The sequence below is a fragment of the Sinorhizobium saheli genome, from assembly GCF_001651875.1.
In the GTDB taxonomy this organism is placed as follows: Bacteria; Pseudomonadota; Alphaproteobacteria; order Rhizobiales; family Rhizobiaceae; genus Sinorhizobium; species Sinorhizobium saheli.
This window is the reverse complement of the sequence record NZ_LNQB01000072.1, coordinates 26,482-49,960: the sequence shown is the minus strand read 5'-3', so window position 1 is coordinate 49,960 and position 23,479 is coordinate 26,482. Positions and strand designations below refer to the sequence as shown.

The following is a 23,479-nucleotide window of genomic DNA, read 5'->3' as shown; positions in this document are numbered from 1 at the left end:
CTGCCGTTACGTCAGCCGCGCGCGCCCTTGGCGATCGGCTCCTGATAGGTAAAGCCCATGTCCCAGGGGAAGTAGATCCAGGTGTCCTGGCTGACTTCGGTGACGAAGGTGTCGACCAGCGGCCGGCCCTTGGGCTTGGCATATACGGCCGCAAAATGCGCCTTCGGCAGCATCGCGCGGACTTCGGCGGCGGTCTTGCCGGTATCGGTCAGGTCGTCGACGACCAGCACGCCTTCGCCGCCGTCGCGCGCGATCTCCGGCGAGATACCCTTGAGCACCTTCATCTGACCTTGCGTGTCGTAATCGTGATAGGAGGCGATGCACACGGTCTCTATCATTCGAATATTGAGTTCCCGCGAGATGATCGCGGCGGGAACGAGGCCGCCGCGTGTGATGCAGACCATCGCGCGCCATTCCTGTCCGTTGTCTGCCAGGCGCCAGGCGAGCGCGCGCGCGTCGCGGTGGAACTGATCCCAGGATACGGGGAAGGCTTTATCGGGAAGAGGCATGTGCAGGCTCCGGCTTCTCATCCAATCTTGATGCGAAGCGCGGGCGGCGAACGGCCGTCTGGCCGCCGGCGCTTCGATGGTTTGCGCAATGCCATAGCGGCAACGGAGCTAGGAGCGCAAGAGCCGCGCGCACGGGGCTCTTGCAGTCTTGTCTTCATGCATGTCGTCGCGCTGAAACCGCCGCGCGCTTTCGGGCGCGATGCATCAATCATCCTGGCGTGAGCGGCCGATCGCTTCGATCATCGCCGTCACTTCGGCTTCCGCCGCAGCGAGCAACGCTTCGTCCCGTGCGCGGATGACGATGTCCGTCGAGAAGCTCTTGCCGTCGAATTTGGGATAGGAGCCGATGCTCGTTTCCGGATGGTTCTTTTGCACCTGCGTGAGCGGCCCGCCGATCACCCCTTCGCCATAGGGCGAACGCACCGTGCGAGACTGAACGGGCGTGCCGGCCTTGAGCGTCGGCAGCAGCGCGTCGAGCATGGCCTGGAACACCTGCGGCACGCCGGCCATGACATAGATATTGCCGATCGCAAAGCCGGGCGCCGTCGATACGGGGTTGGGAATGTGCGCCGCGCCGGCCGGCATGCGCGCCATTCTCTTCCGTGCCTCGGTGAACTCCATGCCGCGGCGCTCGTACATGGCCGCGAGCAGTTCCATCGCCTTGGCATCGTGGACGCAAGGGACCTCGAAGGCCTTCGATATCGCGTCGGCGGTGATGTCGTCATGGGTCGGGCCGATGCCGCCGGAGGTGAAGACATGGTCGTAGCGGCTGCGCAGGGCGTTGATCGCGTCCACGATCGCCCCCTCGTCGTCGGCCACGATGCGGACCTCCCGCAGGTCGATGCCGACCATGGTCAACATGTCCGCCAGATGGCCGATGTTCTTGTCCTTGGTTCGACCGGAGAGAAGTTCGTCGCCGATGGCAAGCATGGCGGCGGTGACAATGCTGGGACTGGTCATGCGGACTCCGGCACGAGCGGATCGCCCGGGGCGATCTCATTGATGTTATCGCAGGCTTGAACGGCCCGTTCGCCGCCGCCGTTTTGGCGCAGGATGTGCCTTGATGAATCCCGTCGACAGCGTGATTTCATCGCACTCGGCAGGGGTGCTCAAAATTATCCCGGCGGCGCGATTTTGTGGTAACATCGCGCCGTCTGGCATGCAAATGCCCGAGAGCGCTGTGCGTCGTTTTTCAGATGGATGGCTGTTTGTTCTCACCCTTGGTCGGCGCTCGATCCAGGGAGACGTGCAGCAGACAGGAGGAGCATAGAGGCCGTACGGCGACGGCCCGCCGGGGAGCGCGAGCGTCCTCGAAAATCCATGGGAGTGAAGGATGGTGCGGATCAAATATTCGATCGTTCCACATGACGGAGGCTGGGCCTACAAGGCAGCCGACGCCTATTCAGAGCCCTTTCCCAGTCGCGAAATGGCGCTGGCGGCCGCAAAGGTCGCGGCGGCCGAACAGCAGGTTGGCGGCGACGATGAGGAAATCAGCTTCCAGGATGAGAATGGCGTTTGGCATTTCGAACACGCCGACGGGGGAGACCGACCGGAGGCGACAGTCGAAGATGGCTGAAATGTAGTGTTGATGGGCGAGCGCCCGATGGCACGTCGCCCCTGAGTACGCCGCCCGCGTACGCGGCGATTAACGCGACGGAGGGTTCCATGCATTACAGCGTTCAGATCTTCACCTGGACCGCCCGGCAAGGCGTACATCAGGTGGGATCCGTCATCGAAGTCGATGCCCCCAATCCCAAGGCAGCCGCGGTGTCGCTGCTCGGATTGAGGCTCGACGACAGCGGCACGTCGTCGAGACTGGCAGTCAGGGTCTGGCGAGGCGAGGACCCCGACAAGGTCGATTGCGACTGTTTCTACTATCACTGAGGCTTAATCCCTGCCTTGACGCCGCAGGGCCCGGACGGGCTCGGTACACCAAGGCACCTCCTCCAGTCACGCCTTCCGTGTGAAGACTCCGGCTGCCATGCTGGCGAACGGAGCGCAATCACGCGTTCAGTTTGACTTCCTGAAAAGAAGCGGCTTCCAGCCGGTGCGCTGGCCGGGCAGCTCCCGCGCGCGCAACTCCGCCTGGCGCGCCTCGATGGCGCTCGCGAATGCGTCCTTCATGGCATCGATGTGGCGACGCTTTTCCAACGGATCCTCGCCATCACGCACCGTCTCTGTCGTCATGCCGGGCGCCTCCGCTCGTGGGACCGGTTTACGAAGGAGTGGCCCGCCCTGAGGAGAAGCCATTCATCCCGCGTGCCTGCCTGATATTCCTCGATGAGCATCCTGCCATATCGCTGCGCCTGGGCGCTGTCCCGCGGCCAGCGGTAGTCGCGGCACAACCGGTCGAACACGCGCTGAAGCGCGGCGAGGTCTTCCGGATACAAAGGCACAGTGCTGGACGCTTGCAATGGACGCACGCCGGTACCCTCTGTCATCAATGCAAGGATTTTTTCGAGACCGACATACATTGCCAGCAACGCGCGATAATTGAACCCCTGGCGAATCAGGGGTTGCGCAAGATTCTTCAAGGCGAGTGCCTTGCGCGAGGGCCGACCGGCCCGTCCCTGACGCAGTAGCCCGAAACGACCCACCTCAGGGGCGCCTTTGGAGATATCTTGCCAACAGCGCCCGCTGCGCCTGCCGGCGGCGCCGTTCTCTCAATCTCTCCAGTCTTTCCGGAGGGTCGATGAACAGCACCAGGACAACCGCAACGGCGACGAGCACATAGCCCGGAATGCCCGTCATCGCGCTCGCGAGAGCCGCGATCAGCATGGCGACGGCGATATAGAGCCCGATTGAATAGCGGCCGGATACCGCCTCCCACGCGAAATCGGAAATACGGTCTTTCCGTCTGACGTCCAAGAGTGTCATGGCTGAAGGGTCCCGATAGAAGTGCTTCGAAATGGTCGATAGCAGGTGTTCTGTCGGCGGTGTCGTTTGCCGCAACGTGCAGGCCGCACCATATCGCAACCGCCAGCGCAACGGATCGGACCTTTGGCGGTCGAAGCGCATCTTGCCTTCGGACTAAAGTCCGACCCGGCCGGAAAACATTCCCTTGACTGAATCGTCCAAGTGCTCGATCTAAGCTGCGCGCGGACGTGGCGAAACTGGTAGACGCAAGGGACTTAAAATCCCTCGGGCTTGCCCGTACGGGTTCGATCCCCGTCGTCCGCACCAGCGACTGATTTGCTTTGCAGACTCAATCGATTTGTCCCGGCTTTGCGGATACTTGCGGCGGCCGATCGACCCGTTCCAGCCCCGATCACGGCGCGGCGATCTTGAAGGGCTGGTCGACGCTTGCGCTCTTGCCGCTGTTGATGTCGTTGAAGCGGAAGCGCAGGACGTAGTCGCCGGCGGGCGCGCCGGTGACGTCGATCGTCAGCGTCGCATAGATCTCCTGGTTGCGCCGATAGCCCGTGAAGGTGAAGTCGCCGAAAGCCTTCTGGCCGGCGAGGACGTCTCCCTTCGGATTGAGGATGTCGAAATCCACCGTGAAGCGCGTCTCGAGCTTGCCCTTGGTGCTCGCATCCTTCCAGGTGAGCCCCACCGGTTCGACATAGGACACCAACGGCTCGCCGGCCTTGAAGACCGGGTCGGGCTTCGGTTCGTACATCGCGTAGCCGGCCGGTTCGGCCGTGACGAAGACGGCCTTGCCGATCGCGAAGGGAAGGGTTTGCGAGAAATCGCTCACCGCCTGTCGCAGCGTTTCCCGTGCCCCGGCCGCGTCTCCCGCGCCTGCCTGCTTTTCCGCCTTCGCCGCAGCCTCCGCAAGCGGCCCGGCCCGCGCTCCCGGATGAAACAAGACCGCGATCGCGATGGTGAGCGCCGCAAGCAGCAGGTGTTTCGGCATCACGTTCACCCCAGTGCCCGATCGTCAAAGATTTCCGGCATTTGGCGTGCGAGTCAAGTCGACTGCGCCCGTGGTGGGCGTCACTGCCTCCAGTAGATCGGCGTCAGGATGACGAGCACGGTCAGCACCTCCAGGCGGCCGAGCAGCATCATCAGCGACAGGAGGTAGAGTTCCGGGTCCTCGAGGGTCGAGTAGTTTCCGGCCGGCCCGATGATGCTGCCGAGGCCGGGGCCGACATTCGAGAGGCTGGTGATCACCGACGAGACGGCGGTGACGAGGTCGTAGCCAAGCGCGCCCATGACCAGGCTGCCGAGAGCCCAGAGCAGAATGTAGGTGATGAAGAACAGGAAGATCGCGCGTTGCGTGTCGGCGTCGACGGTATTCTTGCCGTATCGTACCGCATAGATCGCATTCGGGTAGACGAGCCTGTTGAGGCCCGACCGTATTGCATTGAAAAGGATGATGAAGCGATAGGCCTTGATGCCGCCGGCGGTCGAACCAGAGCAGCCGCCCATGAAGGTGGCGATGAACGCCGCCATGACGGCGAAGGGGCCCCACAGGCTGTAGTCTTCGCTCGCATAGCCGCTCGTCGAGAGAATCGAGCTTATGTTGAAGAAGGAATGCGCGAGCGCCAGGTGGAATTCGACGCCGTTTGCCAGCCGATGGTAGATTGCGACGGCGATCGAAAAGGCGGTGAGATAGCCGAGGAAGACGGCGATCTGCGGATCGCGCAAGGCGTCGAGCCGGCCACGGGCCACGAAGACGATGAGGATCGAGAACGGCAGGCTGCACAGCGTCATGAAGAATGTGCCGGTCCACAGGAGCGGAACGCTGCCGAAATAGGCGAAGGACGCATCATGGGTCGAGAAGCCGCCGGTGGCGACCGTCGACATGGCATGGTTGATCGCGTCGAACCGGTTCATGCCGGTCACGTTGTAACCGATCGCGCAGAGCAGGGTGATTGCCACATAGACGGCGAGGAAGGCACGGCTGAAGGTGGCGAGGCGGGCAAACGGCTTGTCGCTGGTGTCGGAGGACTCCATCTTGAAGAAGGACATGCCGCCGACGCGCAGATAGGGAATGATGAACAGGCCGAGGCGACCACGCCGATGCCGCCGAGCCAGCACAGGAGCGAGCGCCAGAGCAGCAGGCCCGGCGGCACATCGTCGAGACCGACGATGACGGTCGAGCCGGTGGTGGTGATCGCGGAGACTGACTCGAAGAATGCCTGCGCGAAATCGAGCTTCAGCGAGGACAGCCAGAGCGGGAGCGCTCCGACGACGGAGAAGACGGCCCACAGCACGTTGACCAGCAGGAAGCCGAATTTCTTCGAGAACGGCGGCGGGCCGGAGCGGGTCGCGAGGAAGGTTCCGGCCGAAAGGCCGCCGATCATGAACGCCGTCACGGCGAAGACCTGCCAGTCCGGGTGGCCGTAGGAGAGGTCGACCAGCGCCGGGATCAGCATCGCCGCGGAAAGATAAAGCCCGAGGATTGCCGCGATATGGACAGCGTGCCGGATCAGGTTTGCGTTCAAGCTTTGATTTCCCGGAAGCGTTATCGGAAGGGGCGGCGCCGCCCGAACGGCGCGATAGTGTCGTGCCCGCCCGATTCGTGTCAAATCGATGGTCTCCGGCGCGGCAATGTGCAATAGCCACTGCCATCGGCAAACTCAACGGATGATGTCACGTGATGAAGCAGGATGTTGAAAAGGCAGCGGCCGCCATGCGCGAGATTTTCCCGCCGACCCCGCTGCAGCTCAACGAGCACCTGAGCGCGCACTACGGCGCCACCGTCTTCCTCAAGCGCGAGGACCTGTCGCCGGTGCGGTCCTACAAGATTCGCGGCGCCTTCAATTTCTTCCGCAAGGCGCTGGGCTCCGGGGCGGCAGGCAAGACCTTCGTTTGCGCCTCCGCGGGAAATCACGCGCAGGGCTTTGCCTTTGTCTGCCGGCATTTCGCCGTGCCCGGCGTCGTGTTCATGCCGGTGACGACGCCGCAGCAGAAGATCGACAAGACGCGCATGTTCGGCGGCGAATTCATCACGATCCGCCTCGTCGGCGATATTTTCGACCAATGCTATCAGGCGGCGCGCGACCACGTCGAAGCGATCGGCGGCGTCATGGTGCCGCCCTTCGACCATGCGGACATCATCGAGGGGCAAGCGACGGTTGCGGCAGAGATCGCCGGGCAGTTGCTGGACGGGGTCCGCCCCGACCTCGTCGTCCTGCCTGTCGGCGGCGGCGGCCTGGCGGCGGGGGTTACCGGCTACTTCGGCCGCAGCCTCTCCAAAGACCGGTTCCTGTTCTGCGAGCCGGCGGGCGCTCCGAGCTTGCGGCGGAGCCTTGAGGCGGGCGGCGTGGTCACCCTCGACCAGGTCGACAACTTCGTCGATGGGGCCGCGGTCGCGCGGATCGGCGACCTGAATTTTGCGGCGCTCCGCGCATTCTCGCCGGAGCAGGTGATGCTGCTCCCGGAGAATGCGATCTGCCTGACGATTACCGAGATGCTGAACGTCGAAGGGGTCGTCCTCGAACCGGCCGGCGCCCTGTCGATCACCGCGCTGGAGACGCTTGGCCGCGAGAAGCTGGAAGGCAGGACGGTGGTCGCCGTCGTCTCCGGCGGCAATTTCGATTTCGAACGCCTGCCGGATGTGAAGGAGCGCGCGATGCGCCATGCGGGGCTCAAGAAATATTTCATCCTGCGCATGGCGCAGCGCCCCGGCGCGCTGCGCGATTTCCTTAGCCTTCTGGGCGAGGAAGACGATATCGCCCGCTTCGAATATCTGAAGAAGTCGGCGCGCAATTTCGGCTCCGTCCTCATCGGCATCGAGACCAAGCATGCGGGAAACTTCCCGGTCCTGAAGCAACGTTTCGACGCCGCGGGGCTGCGCTACCAGGACATCACCGAGAATGAAGTTCTCGCGAACCTCATCATCTGATCCCGGGGCGCCCCGGCCCCGAGTGCGTCGCGTCAACTTTGGCTTTGACAGCGTCTGCGGCCGCGGCTAACCATGGGCCATGGCATCGTTCTTCTCGAAACTTTTCGGCTTCTCCGGCGGCTCTGAAAAAGAGGCGCAGCCTGCAGCGGGCAAGACGGAGACCTATGCGGACTGCCTGATCCGCGCGACACCGATGCGCGAGGGCTCGCAATACCGGCTCGCGGGCAGCATCGAAAAGACGATGCCCGATGGCGCGACGAAAGTCCGCAGCTTCATTCGGGCCGATCTCTTCACCGCCGAGCAGGACGCGATCGATTCGGCCCTGCGCAAGGGCCGGCAGATCATCGACGAGCAGCGCGCGACGCTCTTTTCCGACGACGCCCAGTCGCGGTCGGTGTAAAGCAGCAATCGCGTTTAGCTACAACGCGTTACCGGGATTTCCTCATTCAATCTTTTGATTTCGTCGGCCCAGCCATCCGAGGCAACGGCCGGCGCCGGTCAACGGCGCCGGGATCGATCCAAGCCTTCGGCCGCTCACGCATCAGAGCCTGATACGGAAGCGGGCGAAACCGTCAGCGCCGTCGCCGGCATCCTCGATCGTCACCGCCTTGACCTCGGACAGCAACTGCCGAGCCTTCGGGCTGCTGTCGAAGAGCACGCTCGTGCCCTCGAGCGGCGTGAATTTCCAGTTCGAGTCGGCTGACGGATTGATCGTGCCCTGTTCGACGATGTAGCGGACGATCACGTCGCGATTGGTATCCGGTGCGACGAAGACCACCTTGTCGGCGGCGATCTCCGGGAAATGACCGCCGCCGCCGGCGCGGTAGTTGTTGGTGGCCACCACGAATTTCTGCGCGGGATCGATCGCCTTGCCGTCGAACTGGAGGTCGCGGATGCGGTTTGCCTGCGGGTTCACGAGGTTGCCGTCCTTATCGAACCTTGCCGGCTGGGAGAGGTCGATCTCATAGGTGACGCCGTCGATCACGTCGAAATTATAGGAAGGGAAGTCGGCATTGATCAGGACCGCGTCGGACGATCCCGGCGCGACCTGGTTGAAAATGCCGGCGGACATTTCGAGCCAGTTCCGCACCTGCTCCCCGGTGATGACGACGGCCTGCACCGTGTTCGGGTAGAGATAGAGATCGGCGACGTTCTTGATGGCGATGTCGCCCGCCGGAACGTCGGTGTAATACTCGGCGCCGCCGCGTCCGCCGGCCTTGAACGGGGCGGCCGCGGAAAGCACCGGCAGGTCCCTGTGCTCGGTGTCCTTGAGCATGTCGCGGATATACCAGGTCTGGGCCTGGCTGACGATCTGCACGGACGGATCGTCGGCGACGAGGGCGAAATAGGAGTAGAGCGGCGCCGACGTCTTGCCGACCGGCGTGCGGACATAGGCGAGTGTCGCCTCGTGATCCTTTTTCGCGGCCGCCAGCACCTCCGTCTTGTCGCCGACCTCGGCGATCACCTTCTTCTCCTCGCGGCGGTAGATCGGCCGCGCCTCGCTCGTGGAGCCGATCACCCGCCAGGCGTTGCCGTCGCGCTCGAGCAGGAGGTCGATCAGGCCGAGATGCGAGCCCCAGAAGCCGCCCATGACACCGGGCTTGCCGGAGATCAGCCCTTTCGCATTGTCGACACCGGCGAGGCCTTCGAACTTGGGTCCGGGGAAGTCGAGATGGCTGTGGCCGGTGACGATGGCGTCGATGCCCTCGATCGCCGCAAGCGGCACCGAGGCATTCTCCAGGTTCTCCGCATAGGCCTCCTGTCCGATTCCCGAGTGGGAGAGCGCGACGACGATATCGGCGCCTTCCTCGCGCATCTGAGGCACCCAGGCCTCCGCGGCCTTGACGATGTCGCGGGCGTTCGCCTTGCCCTCGAGGTTCTTGGCGTCCCAGGTCATGATCTGCGGCGGCACGAAGCCGATCAGGCCGATGCGGATGGGGTGCTCCTGACCGGTGCCGTCCTTGAGTTTCCGGTCGAGGATGATGTACGGCTTGAGGAAAAGCGCGTCCTGACGCGGGGTTGCGGCGAGCGCGCCCTTGGTCAGATTGGCGCAGACGACCGGGAAGTTGGCGCCGTTGAGCACGTTGAGCATGAAGTCCAGGCCGTAGTTGAACTCATGGTTGCCGAGCGTTCCGCAGTCGTAGCCGAGCACGTTCATCGCAGCGATGATCGGGTGGACGTCGCCCGCCTTCATGCCGCGCTTGTAGGCGATGTAGTCGCCCATCGGATTGCCCTGCAGGAAGTCGCCATTGTCGACGAGGATGGCATTGGTCGCCTCGGCACGGATCTGGTCGATGATCGAGGCGGTGCGCGCCAGCCCGAGCGTGTCGTTCGGCTTGTCCGCGTAGTAATCGTAAGGAAAGACATGCACGTGCAGGTCGGTCGTTTCCATGATCCTCAGATGCGCCTGGTTGGCGGCGGCGCGGGTGGAGAATGGATGGAGCACGGCGAGGGCGGAGGAGGCGGCGAGGCCGCCAAGCAGGGCGCGGCGCGAAATAGGATGCAAAGCGATCGTCGATGACATTGCGGTCTCCCGGTCGAAAATTCTTTCATGTGCAATTGGGTATCGCGTTGCGCCCACGGCGGCATCGCATATCCCCGGCCGACTATGGCCGAATGCCGGCCCGGCGGAAAGCGGTTGAATCTTGCCCGCTCTTCATCCCGCACTGGTAAAGTTTTCTTCAAAATTTAACCCTAAAGACAAGGGCTGACGCAACCGGATCGCCCACGCACATGCCAAACGCCAATCTCGTTCTGTTCATCGGTGAGGCGCTGGTCTATGTCGCCGCGATGATCGGGCTCCTGCATCTGCGCGCGCGCCTGGGGCTCGGCGTCTTCGTGGCGGCGCTCGGGGTCATGCATTTCATAGAGACCTATCTCGCCGCCGTCTTCTACGTGCAACTGCCCTTCGGCGTGATCTCTCCGGGGTCCGCCGTCCTCTTTTCCGGCAAGCTGATGATGATCCTGCTCCTCTATGTGAAGGAGGATGCGGCAACGGTCCGCCAGCCGATTTACGGCCTGCTTGCCGGCAACTTCCTGACGGTGGCGCTCGCCTTGCTGCTGAGGCGGCACGATACGGTCGACATCGTTCCCGGTCGCACCGCGGACATCGCCTTCATCGATGAGATGGGATGGCTGATGGTCTGGGGCACGACGCTCCTCTACTTCGATTCGCTGATCATCATCCTGCTCTACGAAAAGCTGGGGCGGTGGTTCCGTCGGTTCGTCACGGTGCGTTTCCTGATCTGCGGCGTGACCGTGCTGACGTTCGATCAGGTCGGCTTCTACGCGGCACTGCACTGGGTGAACGACGCGCCTGCGGACGTGTTCTGGGGCGGATGGCTGGCGAAGATGCTGGCGGCACCGTTCTTCGCCGTGGCCATCGGCTTCTATCTGAATGCATCGCGCCATCCGTTCCTCGCGATCTCGAACCGGCCGCTCGGCGACATCTTCAACGACCTCACGTTCCGGGAACGCTACGAGGATCTGCTGTCGCGCTCCGGACAGGATACGTTGACCGGGGCGCTCGACCGGGGACGGTTCGAGCTCGAGGGGCACCAGATGATGCGTGAGGCTGCGGCCGCCAACGCGCCGGTGAGCCTGATGATCATCGATGTCGATCACTTCAAGGACGTCAACGACCGGTTCGGTCACCTCGAAGGCGATCGGGTGTTGCAGAAGCTGGTGGAGACCGTGAAAGAGAAGCTCAGACCGGACGATCGCGTGTTCCGCTACGGCGGTGAGGAGTTCGTCCTTCTCTGCCCCGGAATTGCCCATGCGGAGGCATATGCGCGAGCCGAAGACATACGGCTTGCCGTTTCCGGCAGGGTCACCACGCCGGACGGCGGTCCGGTCACCGCCAGCATCGGCCTTTCCTCGACGCTTGCCGATGGCACGGGCATCCATGAACTCCTGTCCCAGGCCGACATTCGTCTTTACGCCGCCAAGGGCAGCGGCCGGAATTGCGTCGTCGGGCGCTGACCGCTCAGATGCCGACGTTGGGGCGGTCGATGACTTCGCGCAGCGAGAAGCTCGAATTGATCCGCACCACATGCGGCAGCGCCGATAGCCAATCGCGGTGGATGCGCTCGTAATCCTCCAGATCCCTTGCCGCCACCCGCAGGATGTAGTCGTATTCCCCGGACATCAGATAGCAGACGAGCACGTTCGGACAGAGCTTCACCGCCGCCTCGAATTCGGTGAGGGTCTTGGCAAACTGGCCGGAAAGCGAGATATGGACGATGACCATGATCTTGTAATCGAGCGCCTTGTGGGCGATGCGGGCGTGGTAGCCGGCGATCGTGCCGGATTTCTCGAGGATGTCGACCCGCCGCGAGCAGGCGGAAGGCGAGAGGCCGACCTTGGCGGCGAGATCGGCATTGGATATCCTGCCGTCCTCCTGAAGAACGCGCATAATCGCACGATCAATGGCATCAAGGTCGCTCATTCGTGATTTCCTTCGGAATCGGCACGTTTTGTGCAATAATACGCGAAAATAATGCGCTGCAGCTCATCGCTTTGCAAGGACATTCGCAGCACCTTCTGGTTTGCTTGGTTCCTCATCAACACGGCGGAAAGCCCACGGACAGGAGAGGAACGCAAAGATGCGTGTCGGTTGCCCGAAGGAAATCAAAAATCATGAATATCGGGTCGGCCTGACGCCCGGCTCGGTGCGTGAATACGTCGCCCATGGCCATGAGGTCATCGTGGAAACCAAGGCCGGGGCAGGGATCGGGGCCGACGACGACGCCTATCGCGCCGCGGGCGCGAGGATCGTTCCGACAGCGAAGGACGTGTTCGAAAAGGCCGACATGATCGTCAAGGTCAAGGAACCGCAGCCGACGGAATGGACGCTGCTGCGAGAAGGCCAGATCCTCTATACCTATCTCCATCTTGCGCCGGATCCCGAACAGACGAGGGGACTTCTGAATTCGGGTGTCACGGCGGTCGCCTATGAGACGGTAACGGATGAGCGCGGCGGCCTGCCGCTGCTTGCACCGATGTCGGAAGTGGCTGGCCGCCTGGCGATCCAGGCAGGCGCGACATCGCTGCAGAAGGCGAACGGCGGCCGCGGCATCCTGCTCGGCGGCGTGCCCGGCGTGCTGCCCGCCAAGGTCGCGATCATCGGTGGCGGCGTCGTCGGCCTGCATGCCGCCAAGATGGCGACCGGTCTCGGCGCCGACGTCACGATCCTCGACCGGTCGATCCCGCGCCTGCGCCAGCTCGACGACATCTTCAACGGCCGCGTCCACACGCGCTATTCGACGATCGATGCGCTGGAAGAAGAGGTCTTTTCCGCCGATCTGGTCATCGGTGCGGTGCTCATCCCGGGCGCTGCCGCGCCGAAGCTCGTCACCCGTGAAATGCTGTCGGGCATGAAGAAGGGCGCCGTCATCGTCGATGTCGCGATCGACCAGGGCGGCTGCTTCGAGACCTCGCATGCGACGACGCATTCCGAACCGACGTTCGAGGTGGACGGCGTTGTCCATTACTGCGTGGCGAACATGCCGGGTGCCGTGCCGATCACGTCCACCCACGCGCTCAACAACGCGACGCTCCAGCACGGCCTGCAGCTCGCGGACCGCGGTCTCAAGGCGATTGCCGAAGATCGCCATCTGCGCGCCGGCCTCAACGTCCATAAGGGCCGCATAACCAATGCTCCGGTCGCCGAAGCGCTCGGCTACGACGTTCATGCGCCCGAGGCCGCCCTCAACGTCGCCTGAGGCAATCCCTCGAGCATTATGCAGTCAGGTGGAATCACCTGACGTCGCACAAATGCGGCAAAAACAAACAGGTAGAGCGGTGGCGCGAACGCATGTGAGCGCATTCCGCTCTCGCCATCAGGCCCGGCGCTTGTCTGCGCCGGGCTCTTCTCGGTCGGCTTCGATGCGGCACTGGTAGCAATTGTACTTCGCGGAGCGCACATGGACGAAAGTGACGTCCGGTCGCGCCAGCAACGCCACGGCACGTTCTACGAGCCCTTCCGCCGAGACGATCCCGCCGGTGCCGTAGACGATACGCTCATCCGCATCATATCCGCGCAGCAGGTAGTCCTTGCTGGACGTCAGAATGGCCGGGAGCGAGCGTTCGTCATGCGCGGGGCATTTATCGGCGTGCATGAAGATCGGCCCGGTTTCAGCGTAAGCTTGCGCTGACGCAAAAGGACGATAGGCCAGGATCAGATAGGCCTCGCCGGCATCGACGTTGCGCAGGCAATGCCTGCACGGCACACCGTCGCCATCCGAAACGCGGCGCTCGGGCGGATTGCCATAGGCGTCACTGCCGCCTTGCTGCAGCCGTTCGGCTTCGTCGTCGGGCATTGCAATATAACGCAGTGGCATCGCGCCTCTCCTCAACCGATCCGTTGAGGAGAGAATGTCCGCGTTGGTGCCGCGGCGACACCCGAAACTTGCGTGGTTCAGAGCTTCTTCGCGAAATCGAGCAGCTCGTCGTCGCTCAGCGGCTCGACGACTATTTCGCTCGTCGCAACCGGTGAGAAGCCGAATTGTTGATAGAGTTGCAGCGCGCGGGGATGGTCGAGACTGTTGGTCGTGACCTTGACCTTGCCGGGGTTCACGGCCCATGCCTCGAACAGCGCCTGCAGCAGGAACCACTTACCGAGCCCGAGGCCCAGGGCATGTTCCATGAGTCCGAAATGGGTCATTTCGACGACGTCGTCTTCGAGCTGGTGCAGTTCGAAGAACCCGGCCGGGGCGCCGTTGACGTAGAGCACCGTAAGCGTCGTCCGCTTGTCGTGCAGGATCGCCGTGAGCTCCTCGTCGTTCATGCGCAGACGCTCCGCCCAGTGCCAGCGCTTGCCGACGCCGAGATAGAGGAAGCGATAGTAGGCGAGCGGAATGTCCGACACGCGCAGGACCGCCGTCTGTATGTTGATGGGCATTGGAAGGCTTTGCTTCGGCGGTGACGTCATCTCGAGTTCGGTCACGTGCGCCGTCAGCGCGCCAGGCTTCGACCCTTTCATGGTTCTCACTCTTTACCTGTTGCGACCGGAGTGTCCGGCCGCCCGCCCCATTCCGACCAGGAACCATCATAAAGCGTATTGGCCGTATGTCCCAAGGATTGAAGCGCAAGGGTGATGATGGCGGCGGTTACGCCGGATCCGCAGGTGGTCACGACCGGCTTCGTCAGGTCGATGCCGGCCTCTTCGAAGGTGCGCCGGAGCGCGTCGAGGCTCTTCAGCCTGCCGTTCTCCGAAAATACGCCGGAGGGCAGGCTTCTGGCGCCCGGCATATGGCCGGAGCGGATTCCCGCCCGCGGCTCGGGCTCCTCGCCGGTGAAGCGTCCTGCGCCGCGGGCGTCGGCTACCTGCGCAAGGCGGTTTTCGACGATATCCCTCATGCGCTCGAACGAGGTCACCGCCTCCCGATTGAAGGTCGGCTTGAAGGCGCGCGGCGCGGGCGTCGGGACCTCGGTCGTCGTCGGTCTTCCCTCCGCTTTCCAGCCGTCCATTCCTCCGTCGAGAACGAACACGTTCTTCGCGCCCATGATGCGAAACATCCACCAGACCCTCGGCGCGGTGAAGATACCCGGTCCGTCATAGACGACGATCGTGTCGTCCTCGCCGATACCCATTGCCCCGACGGCCCCGGCGAATGCCTCCGGCGAGGGCAGCGTGTGCGGCAGGCCGCTCGTCTGGTCGGCGATTGCGTCCTGGTCGAAGAAGATCGCTCCGGGAATGTGCGCCGACCGGTATTCGGTCCGCGGATCGCGATTCTGCGCCGGCAGGTACCAGGAGGCGTCCAGAATCTTGACCGCCGGATCGCCGAGGCGCTGTTCGAGCCATTCCGCGGAAACGACAAAGCTGCTCTTGTTATCGTTGTGGCCGTTCATTGTCGTCCTTCCATCGATCCGGAGCGGAATGCGCTAAAATGCGTTCGCGCCACCACTCTATCTGTTTGTCTTTGCCGCATTTGTGCAACGTGAGGTGATTCCACCCGACTGCAAAGATGCCCTAGGCGCCGGCCCGGTTCTCGGCCGTCCCGAAGCGTATTCTGAAGCGTCGGTTCTCCTTGCCCTTCTTCTCGATCTTGGCGATGTGGATCGCGCCCACTTCCTGCGTCTCGGAGACATGGGTGCCGCCGCAGGGCTGGCTGTCGATCGCGGAATTTTCGCCGATGCAGACGAGGCTCACCCGGCCGAGGCCCATTGGCGGGCGGACGTTCTTGGACTTGACGATGCCCGGATTGGCTGAAAGCTCCTCGTCGGTGATCCACTGGACGTAGACCGGATGGTTCTCCTCAACGAGCTTCATCAGTGCCGCTGTCACCTGGTCCTTGTCGATCGTTTCGCTCATGTCGAAATCGACCCGGCTTTCCTCCTCGCCGACCGCCGCGCCGGTGATCGGGAAGGGGCAGACGACCGAGAGCAGGTGGCAGGCCGTATGCATGCGCATCAGTCGGTAGCGCCGCGGCCAGTCGATGTGGAGGACGAGCGGCTCGCCGACCGCCGGCACGGGCTGTCCCTCCGCGGGTACATGCACGATGACGTCCTTGGTCGTCCCGTGGCGCGTTTCGGCAATGAGGATCCGGCTGCCGTCCGCCCGTTCCAGGAAGCCCGTGTCGCCGGGCTGTCCGCCGGAGGTGGCGTAGAAGCACGTCTGGTCGAGTTCGATCCCGCCATCCTCCAGGATTGCCGTCACGCTTGCTTCACAGGTCGAAAGGTAGAAATCGTCGCGGAAGAGGGCAGTCACGGTCCTGGTCATGGCATGGCTATCCAACTGGTTCGTACGGAACGGTTATGGTCGAAGCCGTCTTCAACCAGGCGGGGACCGGCAGGCCCTTGGAGGTCAGGAAATCCGGGTTGAAGAGCTTCGACTGGTAGCGGTTACCATAGTCGCAGAGGATCGTCACGATCGTATGTCCCGGCCCAAGCTCCCGGGCCAGCCTTACGGCGCCGGCGATGTTGATGCCGGTCGAACCGCCGACGCAGATGCCTTCCTTCTCGATGAGGTCGAAGACGTAGGGCACCGCTTCCGAATCGGGAATCTGGTAGGCGAAATCGGGCGTGAAGCCCTCGAGGTTGGCGGTGATCCGGCCCTGGCCGATGCCCTCGGTGATCGAACTGCCGCTCGCCTTGAGTTCCCCGTGAGCATAATAGTTGTAAAGCGCCGCACCCTCCGGATCGGCGATGCCGATCTTGATTGCGGGGTTGCGGGCGCGCAAGCCCTGCGCCACGCCGGCGAGCGTGCCGCCGGAGCCTACCGCGCAGATGAAGCCGTCGACCTTGCCGTCGGTGTCGCGCCAGATTTCCGGCGCTGTCGTTTCGACATGCGCGTCGCGATTGGCGACGTTGTCGAACTGATTCGCCCAGATGGCACCGTTCGGCTCGGTCTTCGCGAGTTCGGCGGCGAGCCTGCCGGAGATCTTCACGTAGTTGTTGGGGTTCCTGTAGGGCACCGCCGGAACTTCGACCAGTTCGGCGCCGAGCAGGCGCAGCGCGTCCTTCTTCTCCTGGCTCTGGGTCTCGGGAATGACGATGACGGTGCGGTAGCCGAGCGCGCTGGCGACGACGGCGAGACCTATGCCGGTATTGCCGGCCGTGCCCTCGACGATCACGCCGCCCGGCCGCAACTGCCCGGACTGCTCCGCCTGGCGGATGATCCAGAGCGCCGCCCGGTCCTTCACCGATTGGCCGGGGTTGAGGAATTCCGCTTTGCCGAGGATGGTGCAGCCGGTCGCTTCGGAAACGGCCTTGAGCCGGATCAGCGGCGTATTGCCGATTGCTTCGAGCACGGACGGAAGAGCAGGCATTTTGAAACCTCACACTGGACGGAACGGATGCCGGGCCTAGAGCCAAGCATTAACCTCGACGAACGGCAAGCCGATAAACATTTGTTCCAGGAGCAGGATCGCCGAAATATTGGCGTGTTTTCGGCTCAGGCTGTTCCACAGGCAAGAAATAGCGTTTCGCAGCATTCCTGTCCCGGGCAAAAAACGTCTCAGGTGTCGATCGACGGGCGGGAAGCGGAGAATGCGGGCAGCCGCTTGCCGTCGGAGAGGGGAGGCGACCCGGCCGAATGATGCGTCCGGTCATGGAGCAAAACCCCGTCGACGTGCGAGGCAGAAATGGAAACCGTATTTACCGCCCGGCCCGAACATGGATTGGTGTGGATCACCGGAGCAAGCTCCGGGATCGGACGCGCCGTGGCGCTCAGGCTAATCGAGGAAGGCTACTCGGTCGTCGTCACCGCACGAAGCCATGAAAAGCTGGTCGAACTGCAGCACGAGACGACTGGCCCGGGCAGGATGATCGTCCTCGATGGCGATGTCACCGATCCGCTCGACATGGAACGGTTGCTGGCGGCGATCGAATACGAGTACGGCCAGGTGGCGCTCGCCATCCTCAATGCCGGCGTCGTCATCCCGGTGCGTGGCGACGATCTCAATCGCGCGGCCTTCGACAAGAGTTTCGCCGTCAATCTTCACGGCGTCGTCAACTGCCTTGTGCCCCTGGTCGAGCACATGAAGGCGAAGGGGCATGGCCAGATCGCCATCATGGCCTCGGTGGCCGGTTACGGCGGCACGCCGATGAACGCTGCCTACGGTGCGAGCAAGGCGGCACTCATCAACATGGCGGAAAGCCTGAAATTCGACCTCGACCGCATCGGCATCCGCCTGCAACTGATCTGTCCCGGCTTCGTCGACACGCATGGAACGGTCAAGGGCTTTCAGAGGCCCGCGCTGGTGAGCGTCGAAGAGGCCGCGGACCGGATATGCCTCGGGCTCAAGTCTGCGCGCTTCGAGATCACCTTTCCGAAGCGCTTCACCTATTTGGTCAAGGCACTGCAGATCCTGCCTTACGGCGCCTATTTCGCCCTTCTCGACTGGCTCGTGCCCTGGCGGATAGCCGCTGCTTCTGCGCCGAAGAACAAGCATTCCGGCCCCGATGGGCGGCCGCGTCAGGCGGTGTGAAGCACCAGCACCGCACCGAAGATCATGAGGAGGCCTGCCCAGCCGATCGGTTTCAGCCTTTGTCCGAAAAAGAGGCGGCCGCAGATGGCCGTGCCGAAGATGCCGGTCGCGCCGAGAACCGCATAGGCGACAGCCAGGTCCATGCCCTTGACCGCCTCGGCAAGCAGCGCGAAGGCGGCGAGCACCAGGGCAATCGACAGCGCCCCCCAGCCGCGGCGGGCAAAGCCATCCGATTTGGTGGAGGCGAGATTTGCCGCAACGTCGAGGATGCCCGCCATGACCGCGAAAGCGAAAGAGAAGCCGGAGGCCGTCATCGGATCGATTCCCCGGTCGCTACGGCGTCTTCGCCGCTCTTGCCGGCATTGACGAGGAGAATGCCTGCAACGGCCATTGCCAGACCGAGCATCTCGCGGCCGGTCAGTTCATGGCCGAAGACAAACACGGAAACGAGCGTGACGAGCGCGACACCGGACCCTTCCCAGATCGCATAGGCGATGCCGACCGGGATTGTTTTCACGGCCCTTGCCAGGAAGACGTAGGAGAGGGCGATCGACGCATACATGACCGCGTGTCCGTAATAGGAGCCTGCGACGGAAGCCGCCTTCATGACGGTGAGGCCGACGATCTCGGTTGCTATAGCGAGGATGAGGAATAGCCATGCAAGAGGCATGATGGACCTTCGTGAGGAAACAATCGGAAACCGGCAGAAAGAGCCATTCGGGTCTTTGCCGCGAACGGCTCCCCATGCGCAATTCAAAAGGCTACGGCAACCTCGTGCCTATGGGAGCGCGAAGACGAATTCTCGATTCCGCCATCTCTGTCAACGGCAGCGTCTTCCTCCTCCGCCGACAATAATCTTGTGAAAAATCCGAGACTAGGGCACAATTTCTGAACGCATCTGAAGTGCGGCGCTATCGCAAATCTGGCCGTCTCGCGCCGAGTTACAGTTCGCGTGGGAGCGTCGGCGTCGATGGATCAGGGGTTTTTTCTTCTGTTTGCCACGGTGTCCGTGATCACGGCCCTGACCGTGGTCCTGGCGCGAAACCCCGTTCACAGCGCCTTGGCGCTGATGGCCTGCTTCCTGCAGATCTCGGCGATCTTCGTCCTCCTCGAGGCGCCGTTGCTCGCGGTCATCCAGATCTTCGTCTATGTCGGCGCGATCATGGTCCTGTTCCTGTTCGTGATCATGATGATCGATGTGCGCGAAGCGGTGCTGCAGCGGTTCGTCCCGGGCGGCAACCTGCCGGCACTCGTGCTGCTCGTCCTGCTCGGGGTCGAGATGCTGGTCCTGGTGCTGTTGAGCGAGCGCTTTTCGGTCACCGAGCCCGTCGCCACCCGCGGCGGCGAGATCAGAGCGCTCAGCACGACACTTTTCGCCGACTATCTCCTGCCGTTCGAGGTCGCCTCGGTCATCCTGCTGGCGGCGCTCGTCGGTGCGATCGTGCTGGCGCGCAAGGAGTCGGGATGATGGTTCCACTCTGGTGGTACATTTCGCTCGCGGTCGTCCTCTTCGTGATCGGAGCTGCGGGCGTGCTTCTCAGGCGCAATATCCTGGTGGTGCTGATGTCGCTGGAGTTGCTGCTCAACTCGGTCAACATCAATTTCATCGCCTTCGGGCGCTATTACTACGACGACTTCCGCGGACAGGTCTTCGCGATCTTCGTCATCGCAATCACCGCGGCGGAGGTTGCCGTCGCCCTCGGCATCCTGGTCGCCCTCGTGAGGAACAAGTCCACCCTCAAGGTCGACGATGTGACCATGATGAAAGGATAGCGGCTTGGACCCGGTGCTATCAATCCGGCCGCTTTTAGCCGTCGCCGTCGCCTCTCTGGCGGCCCTTTCGGTCCTTCTCTTGCACAACCGCGAGAAACTGCGCGACCTCGTCTCGCCCGTGGCCGCGGTCCTCATGTTCGCGATCGTCGCCTCCATGGCACCGACGGTTCTGGCGGGCGGGACCGTCGATCTGCGGCTGTTCGAGATCCTGCCCGGAATCGACCTGGCTTTCCGTGTCGACGCGCTCGGCATGGTGTTCGCCACGGTATCGTCGCTGTTGTGGATCGTGGCCGCGGTCTATTCGATCGGTTACATGCGGCACCTGAACGAGCATGCGCAGACCCGCTTCTACGCCTGCTTCGCCTTGAGCCTCGCGGCGGCTGTCGGCGGCGCCTTTTCCGCCAATCTGTTCACTCTGGTGATCTTCTACGAGGTGCTCAGCCTCGTCACCTATCCGCTCGTCTACCACCACGAGGACGAGGAGGGATGGGCGGGCAGCCGCAAGTACCTCGTCTACCTGATGGGCGCCTCGAAAAGCGTTCTTCTCGCCGCCCTGGCGCTGACATACCACATCGCCGGATCGCTCGATTTCAGGGCGGGCGGACTGTTGGCGGGCGCCGATGCCTCGCCGGCGCTGCTGACGGTCGTCTATTTCTGCTATCTCTTCGGTTTCGCCAAGGCGGCGGTGATGCCGATGCACGCCTGGCTGCCGGCAGCGATGGTGGCGCCGACACCCGTCAGCGCGCTCCTGCATGCAGTGGCCGTCGTCAAGATGGGCGTTTTCTGCGTGCTGCGGGTGATCTTCAACGTCTTCGGCGTCGGGCTCGTGGGCGACCTTGGGCTCGGCATCGCCACGGCCTATCTGGTTTCGTTCACCATCCTGATGGCCTCGGTCTATGCGCTGACGCGCGATGACCTGAAGGCGAGGCTCGCCTATTCCACGGTCAGCCAGCTCTCCTACATCGTCCTCGGCGCAGTGCTGTTGTCGCCGGTCGCCATGGTCGGCGGGATCATCCACATCGCCGCGCACGCCTTTTCCAAGATCACGCTGTTTTTTTGCGCCGGTTCGATCTATTGCGCCTCGGGAAAGCGCAAGATCAGCGACATGGCCGGCATCGGCCGGCGGCTGCCCTGGACGATGGGGGCATTCTTCGTCGCGTCGCTCTCCATGATCGGCATCCCGCCGACGGCAGGCTTCGTCAGCAAGTGGTATCTGGCCGAGGGTTCGGTGGAGGCCGGGCAGGTCGCATTCCTGCTCGTGCTGCTGACGAGCTCGGTCCTCAACGCCGCCTATTTCCTGCCGGTCAGCTATTCCGCCTTCTTCGAGGCGGAGAGCGGCGAGGGGCACGCGACGGTGCGCGAAATTCCGCTGGTGACGGTGCCGCTGGTCGCGACCGCCTTCCTGTCGGTGCTGATGGGCATTTTTCCCGATTATTTTCTCACGCTCGCGAACGGAGTGGTCAGATGATCAAGCGTATCGTCGACTTCTTTGGTGACGAGGAACATGCGAGGCAGCGGCGCCGCCTGTTCTATCTGGTGCTCGTGCTGATCGTCATCGCCGACTTCCTGGTCCCCCGCGAACACGCCGAGTATCCATGGGAGCGCCTTCCGGGCTGGTCGGCCGTGTACGGCTTCGTCTCCTGCGTGCTGCTGATATTCGTTTCCAAGTTCCTCGGCCATCAGGGCGGGCTCATGCGGCGCGAGGACTATTATGACTGATTTCGTCCACCCGGCCGCCATCTTCATTCTCGGCGCCCTGCCGGTCCCGTGGCTTCGAGGCACGATCCGGCAGGCCTACCTCGTGCTGATCCCGCTGATGGCGATCCTCGCCGTCATGACGATGGAGCCCGGCAGCTATGGCGCGGCGCGGTTCATCGGGCATGAAGTTCTCGTCGCGAAGGTCGACAAGCTCGCCATCGTCTTCGCGACCGTCTTCACCATCATGGCGCTGATCGGTACGGTCTACGCCCTGCACCTCACCAGCGCCGGCCAGCATGTGGCCGCCTTCGTCTATGTCGGCAGCGCGCTCGGGGTAGTGTTCGCCGGCGACTACCTGACCCTCTACCTGTTCTGGGAGGGCATGGCCTTCGCCTCCGCCTACCTTGTTTTCGCCAGGGGCAGCAGGCAGGCGATCCGCGCCGCGTTCCGCTACCTCATGGTCCATGTCACGGGCGGGGTCGTCCTGCTTGCCGGCATCCTTCTGCATGGAGCGTCCGCCGGCTCGCTGCTGTTTGGCCCGATCGAAGGGCCCCTCGGCCTTGGCGCCTATCTGATCCTGTTCGGCTTCGTCCTCAATGCCGCGGTCCCGCCGCTCAATGCCTGGCTCACCGACGCCTATCCGGAGGCGACCGTCACCGGGGCGGTGTTCATGAGCGCCTTCACCACCAAGACGGCCGTCTATGTGCTGGCACGCGTGTTCCCGGGTACCGAGCTCCTGGTCTGGCTTGGCACGGTGATGGCGCTCTACGGCGTCGTTTACGCGGTGCTCGAGAACGACTGTCGTCGGCTGCTCGCCTATCACATCGTCAGTCAGGTGGGCTACATGGTCGCGGGCGTCGGCATCGGCACCGAACTGGCGGTGAACGGCGCCACCAGCCACGCCTTCGCGCATATCCTCTACAAGGCGCTCCTCTTCATGGGAGCGGGGGCGGTGATCCACGTCACGGGACGACGCAAGCTCACCGAGCTCGGCGGGCTCTACAAGGCCATGCCGCTGACCGTGGCGCTCTACATGGTCGGCGCCTTCGCGATATCGGCATTCCCGTTCTTCTCGGGCTTCGTCAGCAAATCGATGGTGGTGGCTGCCGCCGGGCAGGATCACCGGGCGCTGGTGATGCTGGCGCTGACGATGGCCTCGTCCGGGACGTTCCTGCACACCGGCCTCAAGCTTCCTTACTACATGTTCTTCGGTACGGACCGGAAACTGGAGGCGCGGGAGCCGCCGGGCAACATGCTGGTGGCGATGAGCATGGCGGCGGCGCTCTGCATCGCGATCGGTGTGTTCCCGGGACCGCTTTATGCGCTTCTGCCCTATCCGGTCGACTTCGAGCCCTATACCGGGTCGCATGTCACCGAAAGCCTCGGAATCCTGATGTTCACCGCTTTGGGATTCGTGTTGTTCCTCCGGGCGCTCGACCCGGAGAACACGATCAGCCTCGATACCGACTGGTTCTATCGCAAGGCCGCCCGCGCCTTCATGTGGTTCGCCGAAAGGCCGCTGGCGCGCTACGAGAAGGCGGTGAGCAGCGTATCCGAGACGGCGGCGCTGCCTTTCCTGCATGGGACCGCGCGCGCGGGGCTCAGGCTCGATCTGAACGCCGTCGACGGCGCGGTAAACGGCATCGCTCGTTCGATCCTCGATGGCGGCGGCGTGCTGCGGCGGCTGCAGACCGGCGTCGTGACCCATTACGCGCTGGCGATGATCGCCGGCGTGATCGCGGCCACTGCCGTCTTCGCCGTCGTGTGGCAATAGG

General features: G+C 63.3%; 28 protein-coding genes, 1 tRNA gene and 1 pseudogene. 14 read left to right on the top strand and 16 right to left on the bottom strand.

Features of this window, described 5'->3' with window-relative positions; genetic code table 11:
* Positions 1-11 precede the first annotated feature (11 nt).
* Positions 12-509 carry a xanthine phosphoribosyltransferase gene (gpt, locus tag ATB98_RS12445; RefSeq protein ID WP_066874026.1) on the bottom strand — a complete coding sequence of 166 codons (498 nt, stop codon included), beginning with the start codon at positions 507-509 and terminating at the stop codon, positions 12-14.
* A 204-nt stretch (positions 510-713) separates the two neighbouring features.
* Positions 714-1,469 carry a competence/damage-inducible protein A gene (locus ATB98_RS12440; protein ID WP_066874024.1) on the bottom strand — a complete coding sequence of 252 codons (756 nt, stop codon included), beginning with the start codon at positions 1,467-1,469 and terminating at the stop codon, positions 714-716.
* A 103-nt stretch (positions 1,470-1,572) separates the two neighbouring features.
* On the opposite strand from ATB98_RS12440, the gene ATB98_RS28930 reads away from it, so the two are divergent.
* The 3 genes from ATB98_RS28930 to ATB98_RS12430 all read left to right on the top strand — a co-directional run bounded on the left by ATB98_RS28930 (position 1,573) and on the right by ATB98_RS12430 (position 2,393).
* Positions 1,573-1,779, top strand: a complete 207-nt coding sequence (locus tag ATB98_RS28930) for a hypothetical protein (protein WP_153435532.1) — start codon at positions 1,573-1,575, stop codon at positions 1,777-1,779.
* 63 nt (positions 1,780-1,842) lie between these two features.
* Entirely contained in the window at positions 1,843-2,085 is a 243-nt protein-coding gene (locus tag ATB98_RS12435; RefSeq protein WP_066874022.1) for a DUF2188 domain-containing protein, read from the top strand.
* Between the two features lie 89 nt (positions 2,086-2,174).
* Complete coding sequence (locus ATB98_RS12430) at positions 2,175-2,393, top strand: hypothetical protein (protein ID WP_066874020.1); 219 nt, start codon at positions 2,175-2,177, stop codon at positions 2,391-2,393.
* A gap of 126 nt (positions 2,394-2,519) precedes the next feature.
* Here ATB98_RS12430 and ATB98_RS29485 read toward each other — a convergent pair whose 3' ends face one another.
* The 3 genes from ATB98_RS29485 to ATB98_RS12420 all read right to left on the bottom strand — a co-directional run bounded on the left by ATB98_RS29485 (position 2,520) and on the right by ATB98_RS12420 (position 3,386).
* A complete protein-coding gene (locus ATB98_RS29485) occupies positions 2,520-2,696 on the bottom strand; it encodes a hypothetical protein (protein WP_167354073.1) in 177 nt (58 codons plus the stop codon).
* Positions 2,693-2,932: a hypothetical protein gene (locus ATB98_RS12425; RefSeq protein WP_066874385.1), complete on the bottom strand. Its 240-nt coding sequence runs from the start codon at positions 2,930-2,932 to the stop codon at positions 2,693-2,695. Before ATB98_RS12425 ends, ATB98_RS29485 begins: the two co-directional genes overlap by 4 nt.
* Positions 2,933-3,107: 175 nt before the next feature.
* The gene (locus ATB98_RS12420; protein WP_066874018.1) at positions 3,108-3,386 is read right to left on the bottom strand and encodes a hypothetical protein; all 279 of its coding nucleotides are present in this window, start codon (positions 3,384-3,386) and stop codon (positions 3,108-3,110) included.
* Between the two features lie 221 nt (positions 3,387-3,607).
* On the opposite strand from ATB98_RS12420, the gene ATB98_RS12415 reads away from it, so the two are divergent.
* Positions 3,608-3,692, top strand: a tRNA-Leu gene (locus tag ATB98_RS12415).
* Between the two features lie 85 nt (positions 3,693-3,777).
* Here the strand turns inward: ATB98_RS12415 and ATB98_RS12410 are convergent.
* Both ATB98_RS12410 and ATB98_RS30350 read right to left on the bottom strand, forming a co-directional pair.
* Entirely contained in the window at positions 3,778-4,365 is a 588-nt protein-coding gene (locus ATB98_RS12410) for a hypothetical protein (RefSeq protein ID WP_066874016.1), read from the bottom strand.
* A gap of 80 nt (positions 4,366-4,445) precedes the next feature.
* Positions 4,446-5,899 (bottom strand): annotated as a pseudogene (locus ATB98_RS30350) (TrkH family potassium uptake protein).
* 155 nt (positions 5,900-6,054) lie between these two features.
* Between ATB98_RS30350 and ilvA the strand changes: the two are divergent.
* Together ilvA and ATB98_RS12395 are read left to right on the top strand one after the other, a co-directional pair.
* Complete coding sequence (ilvA, locus tag ATB98_RS12400; protein WP_084435452.1) at positions 6,055-7,302, top strand: threonine ammonia-lyase; 1,248 nt, start codon at positions 6,055-6,057, stop codon at positions 7,300-7,302.
* Between the two features lie 79 nt (positions 7,303-7,381).
* Positions 7,382-7,702: an HlyU family transcriptional regulator gene (locus tag ATB98_RS12395; RefSeq protein ID WP_066874012.1), complete on the top strand. Its 321-nt coding sequence runs from the start codon at positions 7,382-7,384 to the stop codon at positions 7,700-7,702.
* Between the two features lie 141 nt (positions 7,703-7,843).
* On the opposite strand, the gene ATB98_RS12390 is transcribed toward ATB98_RS12395, so the two are convergent.
* A complete protein-coding gene (locus tag ATB98_RS12390) occupies positions 7,844-9,826 on the bottom strand; it encodes a bifunctional 2',3'-cyclic-nucleotide 2'-phosphodiesterase/3'-nucleotidase (protein WP_066874010.1) in 1,983 nt (660 codons plus the stop codon).
* A 209-nt stretch (positions 9,827-10,035) separates the two neighbouring features.
* On the opposite strand from ATB98_RS12390, the gene ATB98_RS12385 reads away from it, so the two are divergent.
* A complete protein-coding gene (locus ATB98_RS12385; protein WP_066874008.1) occupies positions 10,036-11,283 on the top strand; it encodes a GGDEF domain-containing protein in 1,248 nt (415 codons plus the stop codon).
* Between the two features lie 4 nt (positions 11,284-11,287).
* On the opposite strand, the gene ATB98_RS12380 is transcribed toward ATB98_RS12385, so the two are convergent.
* On the bottom strand, positions 11,288-11,749 hold the full coding sequence (locus ATB98_RS12380) for an Lrp/AsnC family transcriptional regulator (protein ID WP_066874006.1): 462 nt from the start codon (positions 11,747-11,749) through the stop codon (positions 11,288-11,290).
* Between the two features lie 157 nt (positions 11,750-11,906).
* Here ATB98_RS12380 and ald point away from each other — a divergent pair, with 157 nt between their 5' ends.
* Entirely contained in the window at positions 11,907-13,025 is a 1,119-nt protein-coding gene (gene ald, locus ATB98_RS12375) for an alanine dehydrogenase (protein ID WP_066874004.1), read from the top strand.
* A gap of 117 nt (positions 13,026-13,142) precedes the next feature.
* On the opposite strand, the gene ATB98_RS12370 is transcribed toward ald, so the two are convergent.
* The 5 genes from ATB98_RS12370 to ATB98_RS12350 form a co-directional block, all read right to left on the bottom strand.
* The gene (locus ATB98_RS12370; RefSeq protein ID WP_066874001.1) at positions 13,143-13,643 is read right to left on the bottom strand and encodes a DUF1203 domain-containing protein; all 501 of its coding nucleotides are present in this window, start codon (positions 13,641-13,643) and stop codon (positions 13,143-13,145) included.
* Between the two features lie 77 nt (positions 13,644-13,720).
* Positions 13,721-14,284, bottom strand: coding sequence for a GNAT family N-acetyltransferase (locus ATB98_RS12365; RefSeq protein ID WP_066873999.1), 564 nt, complete (start codon positions 14,282-14,284; stop codon positions 13,721-13,723).
* Positions 14,285-14,289: 5 nt separating this feature from the next.
* A complete protein-coding gene (sseA, locus tag ATB98_RS12360) occupies positions 14,290-15,153 on the bottom strand; it encodes a 3-mercaptopyruvate sulfurtransferase (RefSeq protein ID WP_066873997.1) in 864 nt (287 codons plus the stop codon).
* Between the two features lie 121 nt (positions 15,154-15,274).
* The gene (locus ATB98_RS12355) at positions 15,275-16,024 is read right to left on the bottom strand and encodes an alanyl-tRNA editing protein (RefSeq protein ID WP_066873995.1); all 750 of its coding nucleotides are present in this window, start codon (positions 16,022-16,024) and stop codon (positions 15,275-15,277) included.
* A gap of 7 nt (positions 16,025-16,031) precedes the next feature.
* Positions 16,032-17,072: a cysteine synthase A gene (locus tag ATB98_RS12350; RefSeq protein WP_066873993.1), complete on the bottom strand. Its 1,041-nt coding sequence runs from the start codon at positions 17,070-17,072 to the stop codon at positions 16,032-16,034.
* A gap of 315 nt (positions 17,073-17,387) precedes the next feature.
* On the opposite strand from ATB98_RS12350, the gene ATB98_RS12345 reads away from it, so the two are divergent.
* On the top strand, positions 17,388-18,233 hold the full coding sequence (locus ATB98_RS12345; protein ID WP_066873991.1) for an SDR family NAD(P)-dependent oxidoreductase: 846 nt from the start codon (positions 17,388-17,390) through the stop codon (positions 18,231-18,233).
* Here ATB98_RS12345 and ATB98_RS12340 read toward each other — a convergent pair.
* Positions 18,221-18,547 (bottom strand): SMR family transporter, encoded by a 327-nt coding sequence (locus tag ATB98_RS12340; protein ID WP_066873989.1) that lies wholly within the window; start codon positions 18,545-18,547, stop codon positions 18,221-18,223. The genes ATB98_RS12345 and ATB98_RS12340 overlap by 13 nt on opposite strands.
* The gene (locus tag ATB98_RS12335; RefSeq protein ID WP_066873987.1) at positions 18,544-18,903 is read right to left on the bottom strand and encodes an SMR family transporter; all 360 of its coding nucleotides are present in this window, start codon (positions 18,901-18,903) and stop codon (positions 18,544-18,546) included. The genes ATB98_RS12340 and ATB98_RS12335 overlap by 4 nt, the downstream gene beginning before the upstream one ends.
* Positions 18,904-19,203: 300 nt before the next feature.
* On the opposite strand from ATB98_RS12335, the gene ATB98_RS12330 reads away from it, so the two are divergent.
* The 5 genes from ATB98_RS12330 to ATB98_RS12310 are packed head-to-tail and all read left to right on the top strand — an operon-like array spanning position 19,204 to position 23,478.
* Positions 19,204-19,701 (top strand): NADH-quinone oxidoreductase subunit J, encoded by a 498-nt coding sequence (locus ATB98_RS12330; RefSeq protein ID WP_066873985.1) that lies wholly within the window; start codon positions 19,204-19,206, stop codon positions 19,699-19,701.
* On the top strand, positions 19,701-20,006 hold the full coding sequence (nuoK, locus tag ATB98_RS12325) for an NADH-quinone oxidoreductase subunit NuoK (RefSeq protein WP_066873983.1): 306 nt from the start codon (positions 19,701-19,703) through the stop codon (positions 20,004-20,006). Before ATB98_RS12330 ends, nuoK begins: the two co-directional genes overlap by 1 nt.
* Positions 20,007-20,010: 4 nt before the next feature.
* Positions 20,011-21,474 (top strand): monovalent cation/H+ antiporter subunit D family protein, encoded by a 1,464-nt coding sequence (locus ATB98_RS12320; RefSeq protein ID WP_066873982.1) that lies wholly within the window; start codon positions 20,011-20,013, stop codon positions 21,472-21,474.
* Entirely contained in the window at positions 21,471-21,725 is a 255-nt protein-coding gene (locus ATB98_RS12315) for a hypothetical protein (RefSeq protein WP_066873980.1), read from the top strand. Before ATB98_RS12320 ends, ATB98_RS12315 begins: the two co-directional genes overlap by 4 nt.
* Positions 21,718-23,478: a Na(+)/H(+) antiporter subunit D gene (locus ATB98_RS12310; RefSeq protein ID WP_066873978.1), complete on the top strand. Its 1,761-nt coding sequence runs from the start codon at positions 21,718-21,720 to the stop codon at positions 23,476-23,478. The genes ATB98_RS12315 and ATB98_RS12310 overlap by 8 nt, the downstream gene beginning before the upstream one ends.
* The last annotated feature ends 1 nt before the right edge of the window (position 23,479 follow it).